This is a genomic window from Halorubrum sp. LN27 (assembly GCF_016635065.1).
Lineage (GTDB): Archaea > Halobacteriota > Halobacteria > Halobacteriales > Haloferacaceae > Halorubrum > Halorubrum salipaludis.
Genome location: NZ_JAEPET010000001.1, coordinates 729,570 through 751,699, shown reverse-complemented (window position 1 = coordinate 751,699; position 22,130 = coordinate 729,570). Strand labels below are relative to the sequence as shown.

General features: G+C 70.4%; 26 protein-coding genes. 15 read left to right on the top strand and 11 right to left on the bottom strand.

From position 1 onward, the window contains the following. Nucleotides 1–33: 33 nt before the first annotated feature. The 10 genes from JIN95_RS03625 (at nt 34) to JIN95_RS03580 (ending at nt 8,352) form a co-directional block, all read left to right on the top strand. Complete coding sequence (locus tag JIN95_RS03625) at nt 34–1,512, top strand: CRTAC1 family protein (RefSeq protein ID WP_200530535.1); 1,479 nt, start codon at nt 34–36, stop codon at nt 1,510–1,512. Between the two features lie 67 nt (nt 1,513–1,579). After that, nucleotides 1,580–1,780 (top strand): hypothetical protein, encoded by a 201-nt coding sequence (locus JIN95_RS03620; protein WP_200530534.1) that lies wholly within the window; start codon nt 1,580–1,582, stop codon nt 1,778–1,780. A 123-nt stretch (nt 1,781–1,903) separates the two neighbouring features. Next, nucleotides 1,904–2,629, top strand: a complete 726-nt coding sequence (locus JIN95_RS03615; protein ID WP_095636565.1) for a ribosome assembly factor SBDS — start codon at nt 1,904–1,906, stop codon at nt 2,627–2,629. A gap of 110 nt (nt 2,630–2,739) precedes the next feature. Then, on the top strand, nt 2,740–3,279 hold the full coding sequence (locus tag JIN95_RS03610; protein WP_200530533.1) for a YbaK/EbsC family protein: 540 nt from the start codon (nt 2,740–2,742) through the stop codon (nt 3,277–3,279). A 127-nt stretch (nt 3,280–3,406) separates the two neighbouring features. Then, nucleotides 3,407–4,432, top strand: a complete 1,026-nt coding sequence (locus tag JIN95_RS03605; RefSeq protein WP_095636563.1) for a zinc ABC transporter substrate-binding protein — start codon at nt 3,407–3,409, stop codon at nt 4,430–4,432. A 133-nt stretch (nt 4,433–4,565) separates the two neighbouring features. Next, nucleotides 4,566–5,306 (top strand): metal ABC transporter ATP-binding protein, encoded by a 741-nt coding sequence (locus JIN95_RS03600; protein WP_095636562.1) that lies wholly within the window; start codon nt 4,566–4,568, stop codon nt 5,304–5,306. Continuing rightward, nucleotides 5,306–6,364: a metal ABC transporter permease gene (locus JIN95_RS03595; protein ID WP_200530532.1), complete on the top strand. Its 1,059-nt coding sequence runs from the start codon at nt 5,306–5,308 to the stop codon at nt 6,362–6,364. The genes JIN95_RS03600 and JIN95_RS03595 overlap by 1 nt, the downstream gene beginning before the upstream one ends. A gap of 84 nt (nt 6,365–6,448) precedes the next feature. Further along, nucleotides 6,449–6,733 (top strand): hypothetical protein, encoded by a 285-nt coding sequence (locus tag JIN95_RS03590; protein ID WP_008004266.1) that lies wholly within the window; start codon nt 6,449–6,451, stop codon nt 6,731–6,733. A 645-nt stretch (nt 6,734–7,378) separates the two neighbouring features. After that, nucleotides 7,379–7,813, top strand: coding sequence for a DUF393 domain-containing protein (locus JIN95_RS03585; RefSeq protein ID WP_095636560.1), 435 nt, complete (start codon nt 7,379–7,381; stop codon nt 7,811–7,813). After that, nucleotides 7,810–8,352 carry a GIY-YIG nuclease family protein gene (locus tag JIN95_RS03580; protein ID WP_200530531.1) on the top strand — a complete coding sequence of 181 codons (543 nt, stop codon included), beginning with the start codon at nt 7,810–7,812 and terminating at the stop codon, nt 8,350–8,352. Before JIN95_RS03585 ends, JIN95_RS03580 begins: the two co-directional genes overlap by 4 nt. A gap of 45 nt (nt 8,353–8,397) precedes the next feature. Here the strand turns inward: JIN95_RS03580 and JIN95_RS03575 are convergent, their stop codons facing one another. The 3 genes from JIN95_RS03575 to JIN95_RS03565 all read right to left on the bottom strand — a co-directional run bounded on the left by JIN95_RS03575 (nt 8,398) and on the right by JIN95_RS03565 (nt 10,249). After that, a complete protein-coding gene (locus tag JIN95_RS03575; RefSeq protein WP_095636558.1) occupies nt 8,398–8,880 on the bottom strand; it encodes an acyl-CoA thioesterase in 483 nt (160 codons plus the stop codon). A 128-nt stretch (nt 8,881–9,008) separates the two neighbouring features. Continuing rightward, nucleotides 9,009–9,461: a bifunctional nuclease family protein gene (locus JIN95_RS03570; RefSeq protein ID WP_095636557.1), complete on the bottom strand. Its 453-nt coding sequence runs from the start codon at nt 9,459–9,461 to the stop codon at nt 9,009–9,011. Nucleotides 9,462–9,550: 89 nt separating this feature from the next. Next, complete coding sequence (locus JIN95_RS03565) at nt 9,551–10,249, bottom strand: winged helix-turn-helix domain-containing protein (protein ID WP_095636556.1); 699 nt, start codon at nt 10,247–10,249, stop codon at nt 9,551–9,553. A 108-nt stretch (nt 10,250–10,357) separates the two neighbouring features. On the opposite strand from JIN95_RS03565, the gene JIN95_RS03560 reads away from it, so the two are divergent. The 3 genes from JIN95_RS03560 to purM all read left to right on the top strand — a co-directional run bounded on the left by JIN95_RS03560 (nt 10,358) and on the right by purM (nt 13,970). Further along, complete coding sequence (locus JIN95_RS03560) at nt 10,358–12,166, top strand: TraB/GumN family protein (RefSeq protein ID WP_200530530.1); 1,809 nt, start codon at nt 10,358–10,360, stop codon at nt 12,164–12,166. 22 nt (nt 12,167–12,188) lie between these two features. Continuing rightward, nucleotides 12,189–12,857 (top strand): metalloprotease, encoded by a 669-nt coding sequence (locus JIN95_RS03555; protein WP_095636554.1) that lies wholly within the window; start codon nt 12,189–12,191, stop codon nt 12,855–12,857. A gap of 75 nt (nt 12,858–12,932) precedes the next feature. Then, nucleotides 12,933–13,970 (top strand): phosphoribosylformylglycinamidine cyclo-ligase, encoded by a 1,038-nt coding sequence (gene purM / locus JIN95_RS03550; protein WP_200530529.1) that lies wholly within the window; start codon nt 12,933–12,935, stop codon nt 13,968–13,970. A gap of 91 nt (nt 13,971–14,061) precedes the next feature. On the opposite strand, the gene JIN95_RS03545 is transcribed toward purM, so the two are convergent. After that, the gene (locus JIN95_RS03545) at nt 14,062–15,819 is read right to left on the bottom strand and encodes a ferredoxin--nitrite reductase (RefSeq protein ID WP_200530528.1); all 1,758 of its coding nucleotides are present in this window, start codon (nt 15,817–15,819) and stop codon (nt 14,062–14,064) included. Between the two features lie 92 nt (nt 15,820–15,911). After that, complete coding sequence (locus JIN95_RS03540) at nt 15,912–16,217, bottom strand: hypothetical protein (RefSeq protein ID WP_198951519.1); 306 nt, start codon at nt 16,215–16,217, stop codon at nt 15,912–15,914. Nucleotides 16,218–16,433: 216 nt separating this feature from the next. On the opposite strand from JIN95_RS03540, the gene JIN95_RS16395 reads away from it, so the two are divergent. Both JIN95_RS16395 and JIN95_RS03535 read left to right on the top strand, forming a co-directional pair. Beyond that, the gene (locus JIN95_RS16395; protein ID WP_255521214.1) at nt 16,434–16,556 is read left to right on the top strand and encodes a hypothetical protein; all 123 of its coding nucleotides are present in this window, start codon (nt 16,434–16,436) and stop codon (nt 16,554–16,556) included. Next, nucleotides 16,553–16,747, top strand: coding sequence for a hypothetical protein (locus JIN95_RS03535; protein WP_095636551.1), 195 nt, complete (start codon nt 16,553–16,555; stop codon nt 16,745–16,747). The genes JIN95_RS16395 and JIN95_RS03535 overlap by 4 nt, the downstream gene beginning before the upstream one ends. A gap of 60 nt (nt 16,748–16,807) precedes the next feature. Here the strand turns inward: JIN95_RS03535 and JIN95_RS03530 are convergent, their stop codons facing one another. The 6 genes from JIN95_RS03530 to ilvC form a co-directional block, all read right to left on the bottom strand. Further along, nucleotides 16,808–17,347 carry a CBS domain-containing protein gene (locus tag JIN95_RS03530; protein ID WP_095636550.1) on the bottom strand — a complete coding sequence of 180 codons (540 nt, stop codon included), beginning with the start codon at nt 17,345–17,347 and terminating at the stop codon, nt 16,808–16,810. An 87-nt stretch (nt 17,348–17,434) separates the two neighbouring features. After that, a complete protein-coding gene (locus JIN95_RS03525) occupies nt 17,435–17,815 on the bottom strand; it encodes a DUF555 domain-containing protein (RefSeq protein WP_095636549.1) in 381 nt (126 codons plus the stop codon). Nucleotides 17,816–17,909: 94 nt separating this feature from the next. After that, nucleotides 17,910–18,908: an isocitrate/isopropylmalate family dehydrogenase gene (locus tag JIN95_RS03520; protein WP_200530527.1), complete on the bottom strand. Its 999-nt coding sequence runs from the start codon at nt 18,906–18,908 to the stop codon at nt 17,910–17,912. Beyond that, nucleotides 18,905–19,561, bottom strand: coding sequence for a 3-isopropylmalate dehydratase small subunit (gene leuD / locus JIN95_RS03515; protein ID WP_200530526.1), 657 nt, complete (start codon nt 19,559–19,561; stop codon nt 18,905–18,907). The genes JIN95_RS03520 and leuD overlap by 4 nt, the downstream gene beginning before the upstream one ends. Then, a complete protein-coding gene (leuC, locus tag JIN95_RS03510; protein ID WP_200530525.1) occupies nt 19,558–20,979 on the bottom strand; it encodes a 3-isopropylmalate dehydratase large subunit in 1,422 nt (473 codons plus the stop codon). Before leuC ends, leuD begins: the two co-directional genes overlap by 4 nt. A gap of 70 nt (nt 20,980–21,049) precedes the next feature. Beyond that, a complete protein-coding gene (ilvC, locus tag JIN95_RS03505) occupies nt 21,050–22,105 on the bottom strand; it encodes a ketol-acid reductoisomerase (RefSeq protein WP_095636545.1) in 1,056 nt (351 codons plus the stop codon). Between the last annotated feature and the right edge of the window lie 25 nt (nt 22,106–22,130).

The window sequence follows — 22,130 nt, the reverse complement described above, 5'->3', positions numbered from 1 at the left end:
GAGTTCTTATTCCCCGAGCGGTGACGGACGGCCATGTTCACGGAGCGGTCCGACATCGTCGCTGACGACGACCCGGTTCGGGGCTACGGCGTCGCGGTGACGCCCGGCCGGGAGGGACCGCTCGTGTTCGTCGCGGGCTACGGGGAGCCGAACCGGCTGTACGCCCGCGACGGCGACCGCTTCGTCGACACGGCCTGCGGCATCGTCGCCGACGGGACCAGACACGGGATGGGGGTGTGTGCGGCCGACCTCGACGCCGACGGCTGCGAGGAGGTGTACGTCCACAACTGCACCAAGGGCGTCGACGGCGGCGGCGACCCGGATCTCCTCCTGAACCGGCTCGAGTCCGAGCGCTACCGCTGGACCGACCTGTTCGCGCTCGACGTGAACGCCGACCGGCTCGCCGTGCGCGCGGGCCGGTCCGTCGCCGCGCTCGACCGCCTCGGAACCGGGCGGTACGGCGTTGCCGTCTCCGGCTACGCCGCGCCCCTCGCCTTCTACGAGATCGGCGACGACGGCGAGATCACGGACATGGCCGACGCGGTCGGACTGGAGGTCGACGGCGGCTGTCGGTCGCTGCTCGCGGTCCCGCACTGCTCGGGCGAGGGCGACCTGTTCGCCGGGGTCGAACGCGGGCCGAACCGGCTGTTCCGGAACGACGGCGGCCACTACGACGCCGCCGACGGCGGAACGGCGCTCTCGGATCCGGCGGGCGACACGCGCGGGGCCGCCCTCGTCGACGAGGGCGGTCGATTCGCGTTCGCGGTCGGCAACGAGAGCGGGCCGAACCGACTCCTCCGCCGAGCGCCCGACGGCGGGTTCGCCGACGCCGCGCCGCCCGCGCTCCGCGACACCGGCCGCGTCCGGACCGTGGTCGCCGCCGACTTCGACAACGACGGCCGCGAGGAGCTGTTTTTCAACGCCTCGGGCGAGCCCAACCGGCTCTTCGCGCGCGGTGACGAGAGCGACGACGGCGAGAGCGACGCCGCGCGCTGGCACCGGGTCGATCCGGGACCGGCCGCCGAGCCGGACGGGTTCGGGACCGGGGCGGTCGCGGCCGACATCGACGGCGACGGTATCCTCGAACTGATCGTCGTCCACGGCGAGGTCGCGGCCCAGCCGATCGCGGTGTACAAGGACCCGACGGCGCGCGCCGCCGGGTGGGTCCGGATCCGTCCGACAACGCGTCACGGCGCGCCGGCCAGGGGGGCCGTGGTCAGGCTCGAGACGACCGCCGGGGTCCAGCGCCGCACCGTCGACGCCGGCGGCGGCTGCCTCTGCCAGACGGAGCCGGTCGCGCACTTCGGGCTCGGCGGGTCGACCCCGGTCCGGGTCGCGGTGCGGTGGCCGGACGGCCGCGAGCGGACCGTCGCCGACCCGGCGGCGAACGCGGAGCTCGCGGTCGAACACCCCTCGCGGGTCGCCGCGTCGACCGACGGACGGCGGGGACGCGGACGGGGCGACGGGGGCCGGTGGAACGAGGAGGCCGACGGTTACCCGGTCGGGCGGTGAGCGCGGATCGAACGGACATAACTGCCGGCCTTCGCGGGTTCAAGTGTCCGGAGGTGCACGGGCGAGTATGGTAGATCCGACTTCCGACCTCGAGGAGGACGTCGACGAGGAGTCCGCGCCGCGCTGTGCGACCTGTGGGGAACCGGCGCTCGGCACCGGGCGCCGGACGGTGACGTGGGTCGACGGCGACGACGCGGTGCACCGACAGTTCTGCTCGCAGGCCTGTCGAGACGAGTGGACGGACGAGCGACCCTCCGCCGACGGCTGATCGGAGGGATCGAGAGACCGAGGGACCGAGGGGCCGAACGACCAACCGACCGATCGAACGGCCGGGCCGCGATCGCGACGCGCCGCGGGAGGCTTTTTCACCGTAGGGGTGGTAGCGGGGGGTATGATATCGCTCGACGAGGCCGTGACGGCCCGACTGGAGTCGCACGGCGAACGGTTCGAGGTGCTCATCGATCCCGACGCCGCGCTCGCAATGAAGCGAGGCGAGTTCGAGGGAGACCTAGAGGACGTGATCGCCGCCGAGGACGTGTTCGAGAACGCGTCGCGCGGCGACCGTCCGGCCGAGGAGGACTTAGAGACCGTGTTCGGCACGACCGATCCGCTGGAGATCATCCCCCAGGTCGTCGAGCGCGGGGAGATCCAGATCACGGCCGAGCAGCGCGAGGAGATGATGGAGCGGAAGCACAACCAGCTCGTCACCACCATCACGCGCAACGCCGTGAACCCGCAGATGGACGACTCGCCGCATCCCCCCGAGCGCATCGAGCGCGCCCTCGAGGAGGCGGGCTTCCAGGTCGACCCGATGGAGCCGGTCGAGAACCAGGTCGACGACGCGCTCGAGGCGCTCCGGCCCGTCATCCCGATCCGCTTCGAGGAGGTGACGATGGCGGTTCAGCTCCCCGCCGACTACGCGGGCTCCGGACAGGCGCAGATCCGCGAGTTCGGCGACCTCGAACGCGAGGAGTGGCAGAACGACGGCTCGTGGGTGGGTGTGTTGACCTTCCCCGCCGGGCTCCAGAACGACCTGTACGACCTCGTCAACGAGGTCACCTCCGGCGAGGGCGACGCCCGCGTGATCAAGGACAAAGACGAGCTGCGAACGCGGTAGGCCCGATCGCGCCGGTCTCGTCGACGAGCCGGTGTGTCGCGGCCGCCGTCTGAGCGCCAGACGTGCCGCGGCCGAGGGATTGATACCCGGCGGCGAGCCTCTTTCTCCGCATGCACGAGCGCGCGACGGAGTTCGCGGAACGGGCCCGGGACCGACACGGCGTCGACCTCGACGTGGTGGAGTTCGACGCGGGGACGGAGACGGCGACCGCGGCCGCCGACGCAGTCGGCTGTGACACCGCCGCGATCGCCTCCACGATCGTGGTGTCGCTCTCGGGGGTGGATGACGATGCGGATGACGCCGGCGACGCCGGTGGGGTCGGCGACGCCGGCCAGGGCGCCGACGAGGCGCTCGTCGCGGCGATCACGAGCGGCGCGAACCGGCTCGACCTGGACGCGGTCGCGGAGCGGTTCGGCGCCGCGTCGGCCGCGATGGCGGACCCGGAGCGGATCCGCGAGGTCGTCGGGTGGAGCATCGGCGGCGTCCCGCCGATCTGCCACGACGCCGCGGTCCCGACCGTCCTCGATCCGACGCTCACGGGGTACGACACCGTCTACGGCGCGGCTGGGACGCCGAGCGCGCTGTTCCCGATCGATCCGGAGTCCCTGACGGCCCTCGCGGACGCGACGGTCGTCGATCTCACCGAGTGAGCCGGGCGGGGACTGGATCCGAAGCACGGGACCGAGTTGTTAATCGAGGCGGCTCTCCGCGCCCGGTTTATTAATTTAGAGTTGTGAAATAACAACCTTTTTCTGTTAATCAGCAGTACCGATCGGTATGACTCACACACGGCGGTCGGTGCTGCGGCGTGGCGCCGGCCTCGCGGCCGCGGGAACCGCGGCGTCGCTGGCCGGCTGCTCCGACGCCGCGCCCGGCGGGTCCGCCGAGTTCGACGCGGGCTACGCGGCGTTTTTCACCCTCAACGACTGGGCGAACCAGGTCGCCGGCGAGCACGCGAGCTTCGAGGACCCGGTCGACGTCGGCCAGCTCGGACACGGCTGGACGCCGGACGGGAACCTCGCCGCAGACGTGGCGTCGACGGACGCGTTCGTCTACCTCGACAGCTCGGAGTTCCGGTGGGCCCAGGACCTGGCCGCGACGCTGGAGAACGACTACGACACCGTGGCCGTGATCGACGGGCTCGCCGACGTGGAAGACGACCTCTTGGAGTGGGACCACAGCCACGAGGAAGAAGGGGGAAACGACGAGGAACACGACCACGAGGAGGAAGACGAACACGACCACGAGGACGGGAGCGACGAGGCGCAGTACGACCCCCACGTCTGGGTCGATCCGGTCCTCGCCGCCGACATCGTCGACACGATCGCGACGGGGTTGGGCGAGGCGGACCCGGACAACGCCGACGCCTACGCGGCCAACGCCGACGCCTACATCGAGGAGCTCGACGCGGTCGACGCCGCCTTTCAGTCGATCGCCGACGAGGCCGCGCGCGACGTGGCGGTCATGGCGGGCCACAACTCCTTCCAGTACCTGGAGGCGCGGTACGGGTTCCGGCTCCACTCGCCCGTCGGCGTCTCGCCGCAGAACGAGCCGACGCAGAGCGAGATCGCCGACACGATCGAGCTGGTGAACGCGGAGGGGATCGACGCGGTGCTGTACGACCGGTTCGAGTCGCCCACCCTCGCCGAGTCGATCGTCGAGAACAGCGACGCCACCGAGGCGCTCCCCGTCTCGCCCGCGGGGGGGACGACCCGCGAGTGGAACGACGCCGGGTACGGCTACCTCGAACAGATGACCGAGATCAACGTCCCCGCCTTCGAGCGGGCGTTCGACGCGCAGTGAACGGGACGGCCACGGTGAGCGAGACGGCCACGGTGAGCGAGACGGCGGCCGAACTGCGACCGCACGGCCGGCGACGCGACGCCGACGGACTAAAAGAGCTAAACGTGCGGGCGACCCAGATTGGAGACACGCAGTGACCGCGATCGTCGACCTCGACGGCGTAACGTTCGCCTACGGCGACACCGTCGCCGTGAGAGACGTCTCTCTCACGGTCGAGGAGGGCGACTTCCTCGGACTGGTCGGACCGAACGGCTCCGGGAAGACCACCCTGCTCCACCTCATGCTCGGGCTCCACGAGCCCGACGAGGGGACCGTCGAGCTGTTCGGCCGCCCGGTCGACGAGTTCGACGACGGCGGCCGGATCGGCTACGTCTCGCAGAAGGCGACGAGCCGGGGCGGCGCGATGCCCGTCACCGTCCGTGAGTGCATCACGATGGGGCGGTTCGCGCACGCCGGGCGCGGGCGGCTCTCCGACGCCGACCGCGCCGCCGTCGCCGACGCGATCGAGACGGTCGGCATCGGCGACCTCGCCGACCGGCTCGTCTCGGAGCTGTCGGGCGGGCAGAAACAGCGAGCGTACATCGCCCGCGCCCTCGCGAGCGACGCCGACCTCCTCGCGCTCGACGAGCCGACGGTCGGCGTCGACGCCGAGTCGCGCGACGCCTTCTACGCCCTCCTCGACGAACTGAACGACGACGGGATCACCATCATCCTCATCGAGCACGACATCGGCGTCGTCACCGACCGCGCGAACCGCATCGCCTGTGTCAACACCGAGCTGTACCACCACGGGGACACCGAGTCGTTCGTCGAGAGCGACGCCCTCGCGGAGGCGTACGGCACGGCCGGACAGGTCGTCCACCACCACCACTGATGAGCGAGGAATCCGTCACCGAAGCCCGGACCGCCACCCGACCCGACCGAGGACTCCGTCGGACCGCCGAACTCGTCGGCATCGGGATCACGGGCGTCGTCGCGGTCGCCATGCTCGGGTTCGTGCTGCTCTACTGGGCGCAGGACCTCCCGGTGGCGAGCGACCTGTACGCCGCGTTCCGGTCGTTCGGACGCGGGATGGACGCCGCGCTCGGCACGAACGTGTTCCGGCACCCGATCATGTGGCAGTCGATGGCGACCGGCGTGCTCGTCGGGGTCGTCGCCCCCCTCGTCGGCTCGTTCCTCGTCCACCGCGAGATGGCGCTGATCGGCGAGACGCTCGCGCACACCGCGTTCGCCGGCGTCGCGATCGGGATCCTCGTCACCTCCTCGACAGGGTGGGACGGCTCCCTGCTGTTGGTCGCGCTCGCGGTCGGCATCGTCGGCGCCTTAGTGGTCCAGTGGCTCACGGAGCGCACCGACGCCTACGGCGACGTGCCGATCGCGATCATGCTCAGCGGGAGCTTCGCGGTCGGCACGCTGATCATCAGCTACGGCGACGGGCTCACCGGGATCAACGTCAGGGGGTACCTGTTCGGGAACCTCGCCGTCGTCACGCCGGAGGGCGCGCGGCTGATGGGCGCGCTCTCGCTGATCGTCGTCGCGGGCGTCGCGCTGACGTACAAACAGCTCCTGTTCATCACCTTCGACGAGCAGGCCGCGCGGGTCGCGCAGCTCAACGTCACCGGCTACAACACCCTGCTCGTGGTGTTGACCGCGGTCGTCGTCGTCGGCGCGATGCAGGTGCTCGGCGTCATCCTCGTCGCCGCGATGCTGGTCGTCCCGGTCGCGGCCGCCTCCCAGATCGCCCGGAGCTTCCGCGAGACGATGTACCTCGCGGTGATATTCGGGCAGCTGTCGGTGATCGGCGGCTTCGCGGTCTCGATCGGCTTCGGGCTCCCATCCGGCGGCTCGATCGTCGTGACGGCCATCGCCGTGTACCTCGCGAGCATCGTCGGCTCCGGCTTCTCGGTGAAGGCGATCTCCGCGCACGGGTGAGCACGGCCGGCGCGACGCGGACGAGATCTGCGACTGCCCGCCCGTTTTCCACAGACCCTTATGTACCGGTCCCGTCCATCGGGTATGGGAGACACCGAGACCTACACCGTCACCGATCCCGACGGCAACGAGGAGTCCTTCGAACTGCCCGCCGGCCTCGTCGACGTGCTCAGCCAGCAGGGCGAGGAGCCGACCCGCGTCGTCAGCGACGTGGTCGTGCAGGCGATGGCCCAGCAGGCGCACGTCATCGCGCACCACAGCGAGGGCGAGGTGCCCGACGACATCGCGGAGATGAACGACACCGCCGCGGAGCTGTTCGAGGAGCGCTTCGGGCAGTCGCTCGAGGACGCGCTCGGTCATTCACACTGATCACCCGGTCCGATACGGATTTTTGACTCCGTTGAACTCCCCTTCTTCAGACATAGCTGTCTCTGAACCCGCCGGCCGAAGAGAGCCGCTTCTTGATCGATAGCGGGTGTACGTGAATCATTGCGGTGGGTCGGTTGTTTATAAGTCGGATTATGGTGTTGCTGGTGGCCATTTATAAGCGATCGACGATGCTGCGGTGAAGAGCTTCAAAGCCCCAGTCGCTGTGGGCGGCGCACGCTCGCTGCGCGCCTCACTCGGTCGCGTTGCTCCCTCGTTGCGGTGCTTGCGTCGCCTGCGCCGCCCACAGCGACTGCCCCTTTGAGTCCCGCCCCGCACAGCACGGCACCGCAGCCTCACACCTCCCCAGCCTCGTCGCTGGTGCCTTATAAGGCGCCAGCGACTCCCTCGCGCGTGCTCCTCGGCCGCGAGGCGGCCTCGGAGGCACGCGCCACCGCAACAACCGTTTATAAGGAATCGTCGCTGCCGCTCACAGCTCGCTTAAATACTGCTTCGCTGCCGCCAATCTGCAAGACCCACTCCCGAAATCGCTCATCGCTGCATCTGTACAAAGCCGGACCGTTCTGTTTCCAGTCGCGGCGTCCGCCTCGGCCGGCCGCTTAAACCCCCGGAGCGCGTACTATCGGTATGGACACCGACCCGGACGCGCCGGTGCTGATCTTCGACGGCGACTGCCCGTACTGCTCGGTGGCGGCCGTCGCGCTCCGGCGGCTGGAGGGCGTCGTCGCGGTCCCGTGGGAGGCCGATCCCGTCGGGCCGTTCCTCGACGCGCAGTTCGGCTCGCGCCCGTTCGCGATGGTGCTCGTCGACCCCGGCGAGGGACGGGTGTACGCCGGTCGCTCGGCGGCCGAGGAGCTGGCCGATCGCGCCGGCACGCCGGGGATCGTCGGCGGGCTCGTCCGCGACAACTACGACCGGATCGCCGGCGTCGTCGGAACGCTGTCCGGGCGCGGCCGCGACCCCGCCGACGTGCACGACACCTACGAGCTGACCGACGCCGCGAGCGGGCTCGTGGACGACCTCCGCCCCGCGGCGAGCGAGCGACCGGAGGCGCTGTCGTGAGCGGGGGCGAGGAACGGAGAGATTCCGACGACTCCACCGCCGGCGGCACCTACACCCTCCTCGTCGAGCTCGTGGCGCCGGCGACGATCGAGGTCGGCGCCCTCGGCGCGCACCGGTTCGACCCCGGCGTCTACGCGTACACGGGCAGCGCGCTCGGCGCCGGCGGGTTCTCCCGCGTCGACCGCCACCGCCGGACCGCCCGCGGCGACCACGACGTGCGCCACTGGCACGTCGACCACCTGCTCGGTCACCCCGACGCTCGGATCGACCGCGTCGTGCGGAGCGTCGGCGCCGACGCCGAGTGCGCGGTCGCCGACCGGCTCCCGGCGGGTCCGGTCGACGGCTTCGGCGCGTCCGACTGCGACTGCGGGAGCCACCTCGCCGCGTCCGGCGAGGGGGCATCGCTCGACGAGTTCGTCGCGGTGGTCCGCGAGGCGCACGAGGCCGCGGTCGCGGGAACCGACGGCTCCGTCGACGTGGTCGCCGGATCGGCGGAGGGGGTCGACGGCGACGGCGGGAGCGCGAGCGCGACCCGGTGACGCCGGGAGCCCCTCGACGGTCCGACCGCCGACGCGACCGCCGATCTACAGGTCGTACCGCTCGACGATGTCGGTGAGCTGTTCGCGGCGCCCCTCGATCGCCTCGTCGCGGAGCGCCTCCTCCTCCGGCGTCGGACAGGTCAGCTCCGGAACGCTCGCCGGGGTCCCCTCGTCGTCGAGCGCGACGAAGGTGAAGTAGGAGGTCGTCGTGCGCCGCTCCTCGTCGGTCCGGGGGTCCTCCGCGCGCACGTCGACCTTCACGTCGAGGCTCGTCGTCCCCACGTTGAAGACGTATCCCTCGATGACGGCGACCTCGCCCATCTCGATGGCCGAAATGAAGTCGACGTGGTCCATCGAGGCGGTGACGACCTGTCTGTTCGCAAAGCGCATCCCGGCGATGGCGCCGCAGATGTCCATCCAGTGGAGGACCGCGCCCCCGAGCGCCCGCCCGAGGTTGTTCGTGTCGTTCGGCAAGAGCAGTTCGGTCATCTCAGTGTACGACTCCGCGACCGTCGCCGTCTCGTCCATGTCGGCGGTGGGACGCCGGCCGACTTGAACCCCCTGACCGGCGGACGACGGACCGCAGGCGGGACGGGCCATCGGCGCACGACCGACCGCAGGCGAGCGACGAACCCCCGCCGCCCGGCGGACCGGGTTCAGACCCCTTCTTGAGAACCGTCGTCGAACCGGACCGAGTCCTGCGGGCGCCCCGCCTCGTCGACCACCGCGTCCGAGACGACGATCGGACAGTCGACCCGGACGGCGAGCGCGAGCGCGTCGGAGGGGCGCGCGTCGAAGACGAACCGCTCCGGCTCGCCGTCCTCGTACCGCTCCGCGTCGACCTTCGCGTAGAAGGTGCCGTCCCGGAGGTCGTCGACCCGGACGCGGTCGATCGCGCCTCCGAACTCGGTGAGGATGTCGACGAGGAGGTCGTGCGTCAGCGGGCGGTCGAACGGCTCGCCCTCGAGCGCCATCCCGATCGACTGCGCCTGGTCGGCGCTGACGAAGATCGGGACGTACTCGCCGCGCGCAGACAGGATGACCGCCGGCACGTCGCCGCCGGGTGCGGAGCCCGCTCCGACCCCGACGACCTCGGCTTCGTGTTCCATACCGGACCGTGGCGGCGGCGGCATGAATAGCTGTCCCACGCGGACCGAGGCGGGGCGGTCGTCCGCCCCGGTCGCGCCGGATCACCCCGTCAACGGTCGCCCCAGTACCAGTAGGCCCAGACGACGGTGAACACGAGCGCGGCGCCGAGGAAGAAGACGACGCCCGGCTCGAGCAGCGAGACGGCGTAGTCCGCGAGCGGGTCGACGACGTACTCGACGGTCCCGTCGATCTCGCCGCCCCCGCCGCCGTCGGGACTCGCCTCGATCGAGGGGCCGTCCGCGGCGTCTTCGGTCGCGGCGCCGCCGCCGTCGCCCCCACCCGTGGTCGTCGTCACGCGGGCGGTCGGTCCCGCCACGGAAAGGACCCGTTGGGCCGCGACCGCCGCCAGCCCGATGAGCCCGTAGCCGCCGAGCAGCCGCATCAGGGCCGACTTGATCCCGCTCGAGGCCTCCGAGCCGCCGGCGAACAGCACGAGGGGCTCGTCCGCGGCCGCGTACACGTCCATCTCTCGGCCCTTCTCGGAGTAGGTCGTGTCGACGACGTCGACGAGGTCGGCGCCGTCGAGCTTCGAGAGGTGGTACTGGACGTTCTGGAGGGAGGTGTCAACGGCGTCGGCGAGCTCGGATTTCGTCGCCGGCTCGTCGTGGAGCGTCGTGAGGATCTCGCGCGCCGTCTCGGAGCCGAGCGCGGCGATGAGCTCGTCCGCGTCGTCGTCGTCGACGCCGACCACCCGAGGTTCGCGGTCCTCGGGGGTCGCGTCGGGGAGGGAGGGCAAGAGCCGCGACATACGAGCCCCTCCGCGCCGTGAGGATACAAATTTGTTGGATCCCCGAGGCGCCGACGCGGACTCGCCGACTCACAAACCCTAAACGCGGCGACGGAGTAGGTCGTGGCAATGACAGAGACGCCAGGGGGATCCGACGGCGCGTCCTCGCCCCCGACGGCGAGCGATCCGGCGCCGACGGCGAGCGACTCGTCGGCCGCCGGCGGTGAGGGTGCCCCTGCGAGCGGCGCGGTCGGAGCGCCTTCCGACGGCGAACCCGGATCGGTGACCGTGGTCGGAACCGCGCACGTCTCCGAGCAGTCGGTCGACGAGGTCGAGGAGACGATCGAGCGCGAGCGACCCGACGTGGTCGCCGTCGAGCTCGACGAGGGGCGGTACCGCCAGCTGAACGGCGAGAGCCCCGAGGACCTCGACGCGAGCGACCTGCTGCGGGGCAACACCGTCTTCCAGTTCCTCGCCTACTGGATGCTCTCGTACGTCCAGACCCAGCTCGGCGACCGCTTCGACATCGAGCCCGGCGCCGACATGCGGGCCGCCATCGACGTCGCCGAGGGGCTCGGCATCGACGTAGCGTTAGTCGACCGGGACATCCAGACGACGATCCAGCGCTTCTGGGCGCGGATGTCGGTCACCGAGAAGCTGCGGATGGTCGGCGGGCTCGCGTTCGGCGTCACCGACTCGCGCGTGGTCGGGGTGTTGGTCGGGCTGTTCGTCGGGATCCTCGCCGGCCCCGTGATCGGCCTCTTCGGCGGCAGCGTCGGCGTGACCGACGCGCTGTTGACGACCGTCACCGGCGGCGTGCTCGCCGCGGTCGCCGTCGCCGTCGCCGTCGATCAGGTCGGGAAGCTCGCGCTCTCGCCCGACGGCCGCCTCTACGCCGCGGCCACACTGGGCGTCGCGTCCGGGATCGCCGCCGCCGCGGTCGGTGCGCTCGACGGGCTCGTCGCGACGTATCTCGGCGGCTTCGCCGTAACGGCGATCGGCAGTCTCGGGCTCGGGATATCGCTCGGTCTGACCCTCGGCGTGCTCGCGTCGCTCGCGATGGGCGCCCTCGGACGGGGCGGCGGCGAGCCCGAACACGGCGGGATCGAGGAGCTCGGGATGGAGGACCTGACCGACACCGACGTGGTGACGATGATGATGGAGGAGTTCCGGCAGTTCTCCCCGGGCGGCGCGGAGGCGCTCATCGACGAGCGCGACGCCTTCATCGCCCACCGGCTGGTCGCCCTCCGTGAGGCGGGCCACGACGTGGTCGCCGTCGTCGGCGCGGGCCACCGCGCGGGGATCGAGGGGTACCTCGCCGACCCCGCGTCGCTCCCGCCGATGGAGGACCTCGTCGGGAAGGAGCGCGGGCGCGGGCTCCCGTGGAAGAAGGCGATCGGCTACGCGATCACGGTCGGCTTCGTCGGCTTCTTCGTCCTGCTCGCGCTCGCCGGCGTGGAGAACGCGTTCCTGTTCCGGCTGTTCGGCGCGTGGTTCCTGATCAACGGCGCGTTCGCGTTCGCGTTCGCGAAGCTCGCCGGCGCGCGCTGGACCTCGGCCGGCGTCGGCGGGGCGGTCGCGTGGATGACCTCAATCAACCCGGTGCTCGCGCCCGGCTGGTTCACCGGCTACGTCGAGCTCCGGAGCCTGACGGTGAACGTCGGCGACATCGGGCGGCTCAACGAGCTGCTCGGCGACGAGACGCTGTCGCCGTCCGAGCTGGTCTCGTCGATGCTCGACGTACCCCTGTTCAAGCTCATCGTCGTCGTCGCGATGACGAACATCGGCAGCATCGTCGCGAGCTTCCTGTTCGCGGTGTACGTCATCCCCGCGATGTTCGGCGACGTGGGCGGCGTCGACGAGGTGGGGCGGCTCATGATCGAGGGCGCGAGTACCGGCGCAGAGCTGATCCGGAGCGCGGTCACGGGTGGCGCATGAGAGCGAGCCTCGGGGTGAGCGAATGAGCGGAACCTTTCAGGGCCGCCGGATCGCCGGCCTCTACTTCAGCGGGACCGAGATCCGCGACCTGCTCGTCGCGTGGCTCGCGCTCGGCGTCGCGTTCACGTTCTTCTTCGTGAACGGCACCGCCGGCCTCGGTCGGCTGCTCGCGGCGGGGGTCGTCCCGCCGCTGCTGGTCGCGCTGCTCACCGCGGGCGTCGCGTTCCTCCTCCACGAGATCGCCCACAAGGTCGTCGCGGTCCACTACGACCAAGTGGCCGAGTTCCGCGCGGACAACGGCATGCTCTTTTTGGCCGTGATGAGCTCGCTTCTCGGCTTCATCTTCGCCGCGCCCGGCGCGGTCCACCACCGCGGCCGGCTGACGCCCGAGGAGCACGGTCACATCGCGCTCGCCGGCCCGGTCGTCAACCTCCTCTTGACGCTCGCGTTCCTGCCGGCGCTGCTTCTCGGTCCCGCGATCGGGAGCCCGGTGATCACCCTGATCGGCTCCCGCGGGATCGCGATCAACGTCTTCCTCGCGGCGTTCAACATGATCCCCTACGGCCCCCTCGACGGGAAGACCGTGATCGGGTGGAGCAAGCCGGTGTGGGCCGGCTTCTTCGCCCTCTCCGCGCTGCTCACGGTCGGGCTCGTGTTCGTCGGCCGGCTCGGATTCAACGGACCGTTCTGATCCGTCTGCCAATATGTGCCCCGCCGACTCGCGGGGAACGGTGCGCTTTTGCTCCGCCGGCGTCCCTCGACACACATGACCGAGGGCGACGGCGGAGACGACGGGAACGCGAGCGGGGGCGACGAGGGACCGACGGGGGACGACGACGACGAACTCACCTACGCGGACGCCGGCGTCGACATCGGCGCCAGCGAGGCGGCGACCGCGGCGCTGATCGGCGCGGTCGGCGAGGGCGAGGGCGACTACGCCGGCCTGCTCGACATCGGCGACCGGTACCTCGCGCTGGCGACCGACGGGGTCGGGACGAAGCTCCTCGTCGCGGAGGCGCTCGGCGACTACTCGACGGTCGGTATCGACTGCATCGCGATGAACGTCAACGACCTGGTCGCCGCCGGGGTGCGCCCGGTCGCGTTCGTCGACTACCTCGCGGTCGACGAGCCCGACGAGCTGTTCGCCGAGCAGGTCGGCGAGGGGCTCGCGCGCGGCGCCGAGCTCGCCGACATGGAGCTCGTCGGCGGCGAGACCGCGGTGATGCCCGACGTGATCTCCGGGCTCGACCTGGCCGGGACCTGCGCGGGGCTCGCCGCGAAGGACGCGGTGTTCGACGGCGCGGCCGAGCCGGGCGACGCCCTGGTCGGCTGGGAGTCGTCGGGGATCCACTCCAACGGGCTCACGCTCGCCCGAGAGGCCGCGACCCGCGAGCACGCGTACACCGACCCCTGTCCGTTCGAGGGGTACGAGACGGTCGGCGAGGCGCTCTTGGAGCCGACCCGGATCTACACAGACCTGCTCGATCCGATGCGCGACCACGGCGTGCGCGGCGCGGCCCACGTCACCGGCGGCGGGTGGACCAACCTGACGCGGCTCGGCGCGAACCGGTACGTGATCGACGACGCGTTCGACCCCCAGCCCGTCTTCGAGTTCGTGCAGTCGGCGGGAAGCGTCTCCGACGAGGAGATGCACCGGACGTTCAACATGGGGACCGGCTTCGTCGCCGCCGTCGACCCCGACGCGGCCGAGTCGCTGGCGGACGAGACCGACGGGCGCGTGATCGGGCGGGTAGAAGAGAATGAGGGAGACGGGTCGGTCGCGATCCGCGGGCTGGAGCTGTAAGACGCGGTTCGGGTCCCCGGGAGCTGGCAGTCGTCGCCGGCGAGCCGTCAGCCGTCGACCAGTGGGCGGTCAACCGTCGACCGGCGAGCCGTCAGTCGCCGGCCGGCGTCTCCGGCACCCCCGGCGCGTCCTCCATGGCGTCGTCCTCGGCGTACGGGTACCAGGTGCGCTTCGTGTTGTGCATCATCGGGTCCTCGTAGTCGGTCTCCTCCGGCTCGACGAACGCGTCGAGCTCGTCGTCGTCGTGGCGGGCGACGAACGCGCGGAACGACTCGCCCTCGTCGCGCTCGGCGGCGAAGCTCTCGACGAGGTTCGCGATCGCGCCCGGCACCTCGTCGACGGGCACGCGCTGGGTGACCCACCGGGCGAACTGCGGCTCGTCGCCGAGCCCGCCGCCGAGGCCCACGTCGAGCGCCTCGACCGGGTCCCCGTCCTTCCGGGTCTTCATCCCGCGCAGGCTCACGTCGGCGATCTGGGGCTGCGCGCAGGAGGCCGTACAGCCGGAGAGGTGGATGTGGAACTCGTCGACCCCCTCGGGGAGGTCGACGTTGGCCTTCAGCCAGCGAGCGAACCGGACCTGCCGGTTCTTCGTCTCGACGATCGACAGCGAGCAGAACTCGGTGCCCGTACACGCGACCGAGCCCCGCATGAACGGCGACGGCTCGGGCGAGTAGTGCTCCAGGAGCGGCTCGGCGAGGAAGGCGTCGAGCGCGTCGTCGGGCACGTCGGTGACGATGACGTTCTGGCGCTGCGAGATCCGGACCTCGCCGGAGCCGTACTCCGCGGCCAGATCCGCCAGATCGAGCACGTCGGCCGCGCCCATCCGCCCGACGAGGACGTTGAGGCCGACGAAGTTCGCGCCGTCCTTCTGGTCGTGGACGCCGACGAGGTCGTTGCGCTCGCCCGCGCCGGTGTTGTAGGTGTACTCCTCGCGCACGTCGCGGCCGGCGGGTTCGAGCTCGAAGTCGACGTACTCGTCTTGGAGGGTCTCCCGGACCTTCTCCGGGCCCCACTCGTCGACGAGGAACTTGATCCGGGCGTTGTACCGGTCCTCGCGGTCGCCGTAGTCGCGGAAGAGCGCCGAGAGCCCGCCGGCCACGTCGGGGACGCGTTCCGGGGAGACCCACACGTCGATGTCGCGGGCCAGGCGCGGCTCGTTGCGCGAGAGGCCGCCGCCGACGCGGACGTTGAAGCCGACGACGTCCTCGCCGTCGACCTCCCTGTACGCGGGCTCGAACGCGAGGTCGTTGATGTCGCCCTGCCCGGAACCGTCGGCGGAGCCGGTCACGGAGACCTTCCACTTCCGGGGGAGGTTCGAATGGTCGTCGTTCCCCTTGAACCGCTCGTTGAGGTCGGAGATCACGGGCCACGCGTCGATCACCTCCTGTCCGTCCTTGCCCGCGACGGGGTTCCCGACGATGTTGCGCCACGAGTCGCCGCAGGCCTGCTGGGTCGAGAGGCCGTTTTCCTCCAGTTTCTCGAAGATCGCCGGCACGTCCGACAGCTCGATCCAGTGGAGCTGGATCGACTGCCGGGTGGTGAAGTCGGCGTAGGCGTCGCCGAAGATCGGGTTCGTTCCGGGACCGCGGGCGTACTCGTCGGCGATCTCGCCGACGACCCGGAGCTGTCCGGGTTCGAGCACGCCGTTCGGCGTCCCGATCCGCATCATGAAGTACCCCTCCTGTCCGTTCCGCTGGTGGTACAGGCCCCACCACTTGAAGCGCTCGAACCATGCGTCCCGCTCGTCGTCGGGGATCGAGTCGAACCCCTGCTCGGCGAACTCGAAGAGGCGATCGCGGATCTCCGACCCGTAGACCTCCGACTTCCAGTTCTCTACGTCCGTTGGCATCGATCCGGCATACACCCGACACCCACATAGCTGACAGCGTGGTGTCAACCTTCCCCGGTGCCCCACCGAGGTGGCACATGTTGCCGCTACCCTCACCGCCGCACGCGGCGGACCGCGGATCTGTCGAGTTCGGCGAACTCACCCCCGCGTACCCGCCCGACGGGGATCCAGCCGGTGGTCCCCGCCGCCCCGCACGCGATGCACTGCCCGTAGACCCGCACCTCCACGGTCGAGCCGTCGACGCCGACCGACTGGAAGTTCTCGACGACCAGATCGGTGAGTTCGCACTCACAGAGATCCGGCGCGTCGAGCCGCCACAGTTCGCTGACGCGGACTTTTCGGGCGTCGTTGACGGAGATCCACGCCCCGTCGTCAAGGACGCGCAGTCGAGTGGTCACACTCCTCGTTCGCCCGCGACGACCCAATGGGTGGCGGTGGTCGCAATCGGCGACCGTTTCGATGACGCCGGGATATCGGGAAACCGCCCGACTGCAAGGCGGTACCGCATAAAATTAGCTTCCGGAGTACCGGACACGAAATCCGGTATCCGAGAGTGGTGGTTCGATTTACATGTGTGAGGGTACTTATGGCTCGTGCGCGCCTACGGTGGTGTGATGACCGATACGGTTCCCGACCCCGCCCCGCCAACCAACTCGGACGACGACGGCGAGTACAGACAGCACGCGTCCGCGGACGTGGCGCCCGAGCTCTTCGGCGACGCCCAGGAGGAACGATGACCGAGCGAGCAGACACGCAAGCGGCCGACGAGGAGGAAGAAGCGGCCGAGGCCGACCCGCGGAGGGGGGCGGACCCGAGCGACGAAACGGACGCCGAGCCCGACGACGGCACGGGCCACCTCGACGACATCGAGGACGGCGCCGGCTGCACGGAGATCTGGGAGCGGCTCTCGGAGCGCAGGGAGGGGTAAGACCGCCGAGCGCGGCCCGTACCGCTCGGACGAGCGCCTCGGGAACCGCCGGACCCCTCCTTACGACAGGTGCGCGGCGATGTCGGCCTCGGTGATGATCCCGACCGTCTCGCCGCCGTCAGTCACCATCACCGCCTTGTAGTGGTCGAGCAGGTTCCGGACCTCGTCGACGGTCGCGCCCGGCGCGACGGTGGGGAACGATTCGCTCATCACATCGCTGACCGGGTGGTCGCCGACGTTCTCGCCGGCGTGGACCACGTCGCCCTGACTGATCGAGCCGACCGGAACGCCGTTCTGGAGCACTGGGAGCTGCGAGTACGCCTCCTCCTCCATCAGGTCGACCGCCTCGCGCACCGCGTCGTCGGGCGCGACGCTTATCACCGTCTCGTTCATCAGGTCGCTCGCGCGGACGACTTCGCCCTCCGCCTCCTGTAACGCGTTGACGATCCGGCGGAGCGTCGAGAGCCGCGGGTCGACGTCGCCGCCCTCGATCCGCGCGATGAGGGGCTGCGAGACGTCCGCGGCGTCCGCGAGCTCGCTCTGCGTCAGCTCCAGCGTCGTCCGCTGCTCGCGGAGGTCCTGTGGCGTCGGGAGTTCCATACCCTAAATAACCAAGGGTTATTAGAAAAGGTTTCGGCAACGACCGATATCGCGGCCGGATCGGTCGCGGACGCCGCGTCGGATCGCTTACTCCCCGGCGTCGACGTCGGCGTCCTCCTCGTCGCCCTCCGTCTCGACGACCTCGATGACCTCGAGGGGAACGTCGCGGAGCGCGCCGCCGACCTCGCTTTTCGCGATCCGCTCGGCGTGCTCCTCGCTGTCGGCGTTGAAGATGTCGATCTCCAAGAGCAGGCCGACGAGCGCGGTGTTCGCGGCGAGGAACGCGGCGTCGAACGGCTCGCCGCAGGCCGGACAGCCGGTGAGGCCGGGCTCGACCTCGACGTACTGCTTGTCCGTCTCGTTGAGTCGCTTGCCGGCTTCGCTGACCGCGACGCCGATGGCGTCGTCGGTCTCCTCGACGTCACGGACCAACCAGGCTGCTTCCATCGCGACTTCGTAGTTGCTCATACCGATCCCAACGGGCCGCAGGGTTTCTTGTCTTGTGGTTCGCCCGCGGTCGCGGGCGTCGATCGCACGGAAACCCGTCGGCGACGGTCGACGCCTACAGCCGGTCGACGATCGCGGCCGTGACGTCCTCGGTCGTCGCGTCGCCGCCGAGGTCCCCGGTTCGCGGGCCGTCGGAGAGCACGCCCTCCACGGCGTCCCGGACGCGCTGGCCCTCCTCGACGTGGCCGAAGTACTCGACGAGCATGGCCGCCGAGAGGATCGCCGCGGTCGGGTTGGCGACGCCCTCGCCCGCGATGTCGGGCGCGGTGCCGTGGACCGGCTCGAACAGCGCGTTGTCGTGGCCGACGTTCGCGGACGGAAGCAGGCCGAGCCCGCCGACGAGCCCGGCGGCCAGGTCGGAGAGCACGTCGCCCGCGAGGTTCGGGCAGACGATCACGCCGTACTGGCTCGGGTCGAGCGGGAGCTTCGTCGCGAACGCGTCCATCAGCTCCTCGTCGGCGTCGACGCCGCGCTTCTCGGCGACCGCGAGCACCTCCTCGCGGAACCGGCCGTCCGTCTCGCGCATCACGTTCGCCTTGTGCGCGACGGTGAACCCCTCGTCGGGGTCGCCCGCCGGGCCGCGCCCGTCCTCGACGAACTCGCAGGCGAACTCGGCGAGCTCGCGGGAGGCCGACGAGGTGACGACCCGCGTCAGCGTCGAGAGGTCGTCGGAGAGCCGGTCCTCGTGGCCCGCGTAGACGCCCTCGGTGTTCTCCCGCAGGAAGACCACGTCCGTCTCCGGGCGGACCGCGTCGACGCCGGGATACGCCTTCGCCGGTCGGACGTTGACGAACGAGTCGACCGCCTCGCGAAGCGGGAGGATGACGTCGGCGGCCGTCTCGCCGGCCGCGCCGAACAGCGTCGCGTCCGCGTCGGCCGCGAGATCGTACGTCTCCGCGGGCAGCGCCTCGCCGGTCTCCGCCTTTACCGCGTCGCCCGCCTCGGCCGAGACGAACTCGAAGTCGACCGGGAGCGCCTCCAGCACGTCGACGGCGGCCGGGACGACCTCGCGGCCGATCCCGTCGCCCTCGATGACGACGACCTCGTGGCTCACGCCTCGTCCCCCGGAACGTGCTCGGCCGGCACGTACGGCAGCGACCGGGCGGTCTCGCGGACCGCGCCCTCGTTGGCGCCCATCAGCGCGGTGGTGTCCCAGACGCCCTCGACGAGCGCCTTCCGCTGGGCGTCGTGGACCGTCGCGTCGATCACGGTGTCGCCGTAGGTGATCGTCTCCTCGGCCACGTCGATGTCGACCTCGGCGTCGGGGTTGGCCTCGACGTAGTCCTGCAGCGCCTCGATGTCCTCCTGGTCGGCCGTGACCGTCGGGATCCCGAGCGCGAGGCAGTTGCCTGCGAAGATCTCCGCGAACGACTCGCCGACGACCGCGTCGATCCCCCAGCGCATCAGCGCCTGTGGGGCGTGCTCACGGGAGGAGCCGCAGCCGAAGTTGGCGTTGACGACTAAGACGTTCGCGCCCCGGTACTGCTCCTCGTTGAACGGGTGGTCCTTCTCGTTGTCCTCGTCGTCGAACCGCTGGTCGAAGAAGGCGAACTGGCCCAGCCCGTCGAAGGTGACGACCTTCATGAACCGCGCCGGGATGATCTGGTCGGTGTCGATGTCGTTGCCCCGGACCGGGATCCCGGTACCGGAGACCTCGGTGACCTTCTCGGCCGGCGCCTCGCCGTCGCTGAACTCGGGCGAGCTCATACGGTCGCCACCTCCTCCATCTCGCGGACGTCGGTGACCTTCCCGGTCACCGCCGCGGCCGCGACCATGATCGGACTCATCAGCACGGTGCGCCCGTCCTTCGAGCCCTGCCGGCCGACGAAGTTCCGGTTCGACGACGAGGCGCTCGCCTCGTCGCCCACCAGCTGGTCGTCGTTCATGCCGAGACACATCGAACAGCCGGGCTCGCGCCAGTCGAAGCCGGCCTCCTTGAAGACCTCGTCGAGCCCCTCCGCCTCCGCGGCGTCGCGGACGCGCTGGCTGCCGGGGACGACCATCGCGCGCACGTCGTCGTCGACCTCGCGGCCCTCGACGAACGCCGCGGCCTCGCGGAGGTCCTTCAGCCGCGCGTTGGTACACGAGCCGAGGAACGCCACGTCGATCTCGTACCCCTCCATCGTGTCGCCGGGCTCGACGCGCATGTGTTTCTGCGCGCGCCGCGCCGTGTCGCGGTCCTCCTCGGGCAGGTCGTCGGGGTCCGGGATCGGCTCGGTAATGCCCGCCGTCTGGCCGGGCGTGGTCCCCCACGTCACGGTCGGCTCGATCGCGGAGCCGTCGATGGTGACCACGTCGTCGTACTCGGCGTCGTCGTCGGTCCGGATCGACTCCCAGTAGGGCTTCAGCCGCTCGAACTCCTCGGGGTCGTCCGCGAAGGCGTCCGTCTCCTTCAGCCACTCGTAGGTGGTCTCGTCGGGGTTGACGTACCCCGCGCGGGCGCCGCCCTCGATCGACATGTTACAGATGGACATCCGGCCCTCCATCCCCAGGTCCTCGATGGCCTCGCCGGCGTACTCGTACACGTAGCCGACGCCGCCGTCGGTCCCGAGCTTCCCGATGATCGTGAGGATGACGTCCTTCGCGGTGACGCCCTCGCCGAGCTCGCCCGTGACCTCGATCTTACGGACCTTCTGTTTCTCCATCGCGACGCAGCCGGTCGCCAGCACGTCGCGGATCTGCGAGGTGCCGATGCCGAACGCCAGCGCGCCGAACGCGCCGTGCGTCGAGGTGTGGGAGTCGCCACAGACGATCGTCATCCCCGGCTGGGTGAGCCCCTGCTCCGGGCCGATGACGTGGACGATCCCCTGGTTACCGGAGTCCGGGTCGGAGAAGTCGATCCCCGAGCCGCGGACGTTCTCCTCTAACTCCGCCATCATGCTTTCGGCGGCCTCGTCCTGGTAGGGGCGGTCGCGGTTCCCGGTCGGCACGATGTGGTCGACCGTCGCGTGCGTGCGCTCCGGGAACGCGACCTCCTGGCCGCGCTCCTTCAGCATGCCGAACGCCTGGGGACTGGTGACCTCGTGGACGAGGTGGAGCCCGACGAACAGCTGGTCCTGTCCGGTGGGGAGCCGGGTTACCTTGTGTCTGTCCCACACCTTGTCGTACAGCGTCCCCTCGCTCATCGGGGATCACCCGCGCGGCGCGTGGGACGCGTGGTCTCGCTGGGCCGGTTCGCGTCTCCGCGTACGCCCATCAGGCGGTCACCTCGGCCGACTCCTCCTCGTCTTCTTCCTCCTCCTGCCACGCGAACAGGCCGCGCAGCTCCTCGCCGACGGCCTCGATCTCGTGGTTCTTCTCGGCCGTCCGGAGCTGGGTGTAGGAGGGCCGTCCCGCCTGGTTCTCGGAGATCCACTCGCGGGCGAACTCGCCGTTCTGGACCTTCTCTAAGACCTCCTCCATGTTCTCGCGGGCGTGCTCGTCGACGACCACGTCGCCCTGCGTGAGCCCGCCGTACTCGGCGGTGTCGGACACCGAGTCCCACATCTCGCCGAGCCCGCCCTCGTACATCAGGTCGACGATGAGCTTGAGCTCGTTGAGACACTCGAAGTACGCCATCTCCGGGGAGTAGCCGGCGTCGACGAGGGTCTCGTACCCCTGCTTCACCAGCGAGGTGACGCCGCCACAGAGGACGGCCTGCTCGCCGAACAGGTCGGTCTCGGTCTCCTCGCGGAACGACGTCTCGACGACGCCGGCGCGGGTACAGCCGATCGCGGCCGCGTACGCAAGCCCCTCGTCGTGGGCGTCGCCGGTCGCGTCCTGGTACACCGCCAGCAGGCCCGGCGTCCCCTCGTCGTTCTCGTAGTTGCGGCGGACGAGGTGGCCCGGCGACTTCGGCGCGACCATCGTCACGTCGACGTCCTCGGGCGGCTGGATCTGGTTGTAGTGGATGTTGAATCCGTGCGCGAACTGGAGCGTGTCGCCCGCCTCCAGGTTCGGCTCGATCGCCGCCTCGTACACGTCCGGCTGGACCGTGTCGGGCACGAGCACGCTCACGATGTCGGCCTCGGCGGCGGCGTCCGCGGGGGTCTCCACGCGGAGCCCGTCGCTCTCGGCGGCGGCCCGCGAGGAGCTGCCCTCGCGGAGGCCGACGATCACGTCGACCCCGCTCTCGGAGAGGTTCTGGGCGTGCGCGTGGCCCTGCGAGCCGTAGCCGAGCACGGCCACGGTCTTGTGAGCGATCGCCTCTTCGTCCGCGTCGTCGTCGTAGTATACTGTCGAGTTGAACGTCTGGGTGTCGTCTTCGGTCATGTGTATTGTGAGTCCGCGTGTGTTC

Coding starts and splice junctions, on each gene's coding strand:
- JIN95_RS03625 (WP_200530535.1), top strand. CDS start 34: ATGTTCACGGAGCGGTCCGACATCGTCGCTGACGACGACCCGGTTCGG.
- JIN95_RS03620 (WP_200530534.1), top strand. CDS start 1,580: ATGGTAGATCCGACTTCCGACCTCGAGGAGGACGTCGACGAGGAGTCC.
- JIN95_RS03615 (WP_095636565.1), top strand. CDS start 1,904: ATGATATCGCTCGACGAGGCCGTGACGGCCCGACTGGAGTCGCACGGC.
- JIN95_RS03610 (WP_200530533.1), top strand. CDS start 2,740: ATGCACGAGCGCGCGACGGAGTTCGCGGAACGGGCCCGGGACCGACAC.
- JIN95_RS03605 (WP_095636563.1), top strand. CDS start 3,407: ATGACTCACACACGGCGGTCGGTGCTGCGGCGTGGCGCCGGCCTCGCG.
- JIN95_RS03595 (WP_200530532.1), top strand. CDS start 5,306: ATGAGCGAGGAATCCGTCACCGAAGCCCGGACCGCCACCCGACCCGAC.
- JIN95_RS03590 (WP_008004266.1), top strand. CDS start 6,449: ATGGGAGACACCGAGACCTACACCGTCACCGATCCCGACGGCAACGAG.
- JIN95_RS03585 (WP_095636560.1), top strand. CDS start 7,379: ATGGACACCGACCCGGACGCGCCGGTGCTGATCTTCGACGGCGACTGC.
- JIN95_RS03575 (WP_095636558.1), bottom strand. CDS start 8,880: ATGGACGAGACGGCGACGGTCGCGGAGTCGTACACTGAGATGACCGAA.
- JIN95_RS03570 (WP_095636557.1), bottom strand. CDS start 9,461: ATGGAACACGAAGCCGAGGTCGTCGGGGTCGGAGCGGGCTCCGCACCC.
- JIN95_RS03565 (WP_095636556.1), bottom strand. CDS start 10,249: ATGTCGCGGCTCTTGCCCTCCCTCCCCGACGCGACCCCCGAGGACCGC.
- JIN95_RS03560 (WP_200530530.1), top strand. CDS start 10,358: ATGACAGAGACGCCAGGGGGATCCGACGGCGCGTCCTCGCCCCCGACG.
- JIN95_RS03555 (WP_095636554.1), top strand. CDS start 12,189: ATGAGCGGAACCTTTCAGGGCCGCCGGATCGCCGGCCTCTACTTCAGC.
- purM (WP_200530529.1), top strand. CDS start 12,933: ATGACCGAGGGCGACGGCGGAGACGACGGGAACGCGAGCGGGGGCGAC.
- JIN95_RS03545 (WP_200530528.1), bottom strand. CDS start 15,819: ATGCCAACGGACGTAGAGAACTGGAAGTCGGAGGTCTACGGGTCGGAG.
- JIN95_RS16395 (WP_255521214.1), top strand. CDS start 16,434: ATGACCGATACGGTTCCCGACCCCGCCCCGCCAACCAACTCGGACGAC.
- JIN95_RS03535 (WP_095636551.1), top strand. CDS start 16,553: ATGACCGAGCGAGCAGACACGCAAGCGGCCGACGAGGAGGAAGAAGCG.
- JIN95_RS03530 (WP_095636550.1), bottom strand. CDS start 17,347: ATGGAACTCCCGACGCCACAGGACCTCCGCGAGCAGCGGACGACGCTG.
- JIN95_RS03525 (WP_095636549.1), bottom strand. CDS start 17,815: ATGAGCAACTACGAAGTCGCGATGGAAGCAGCCTGGTTGGTCCGTGAC.
- leuD (WP_200530526.1), bottom strand. CDS start 19,561: ATGAGCTCGCCCGAGTTCAGCGACGGCGAGGCGCCGGCCGAGAAGGTC.
- leuC (WP_200530525.1), bottom strand. CDS start 20,979: ATGAGCGAGGGGACGCTGTACGACAAGGTGTGGGACAGACACAAGGTA.
- ilvC (WP_095636545.1), bottom strand. CDS start 22,105: ATGACCGAAGACGACACCCAGACGTTCAACTCGACAGTATACTACGAC.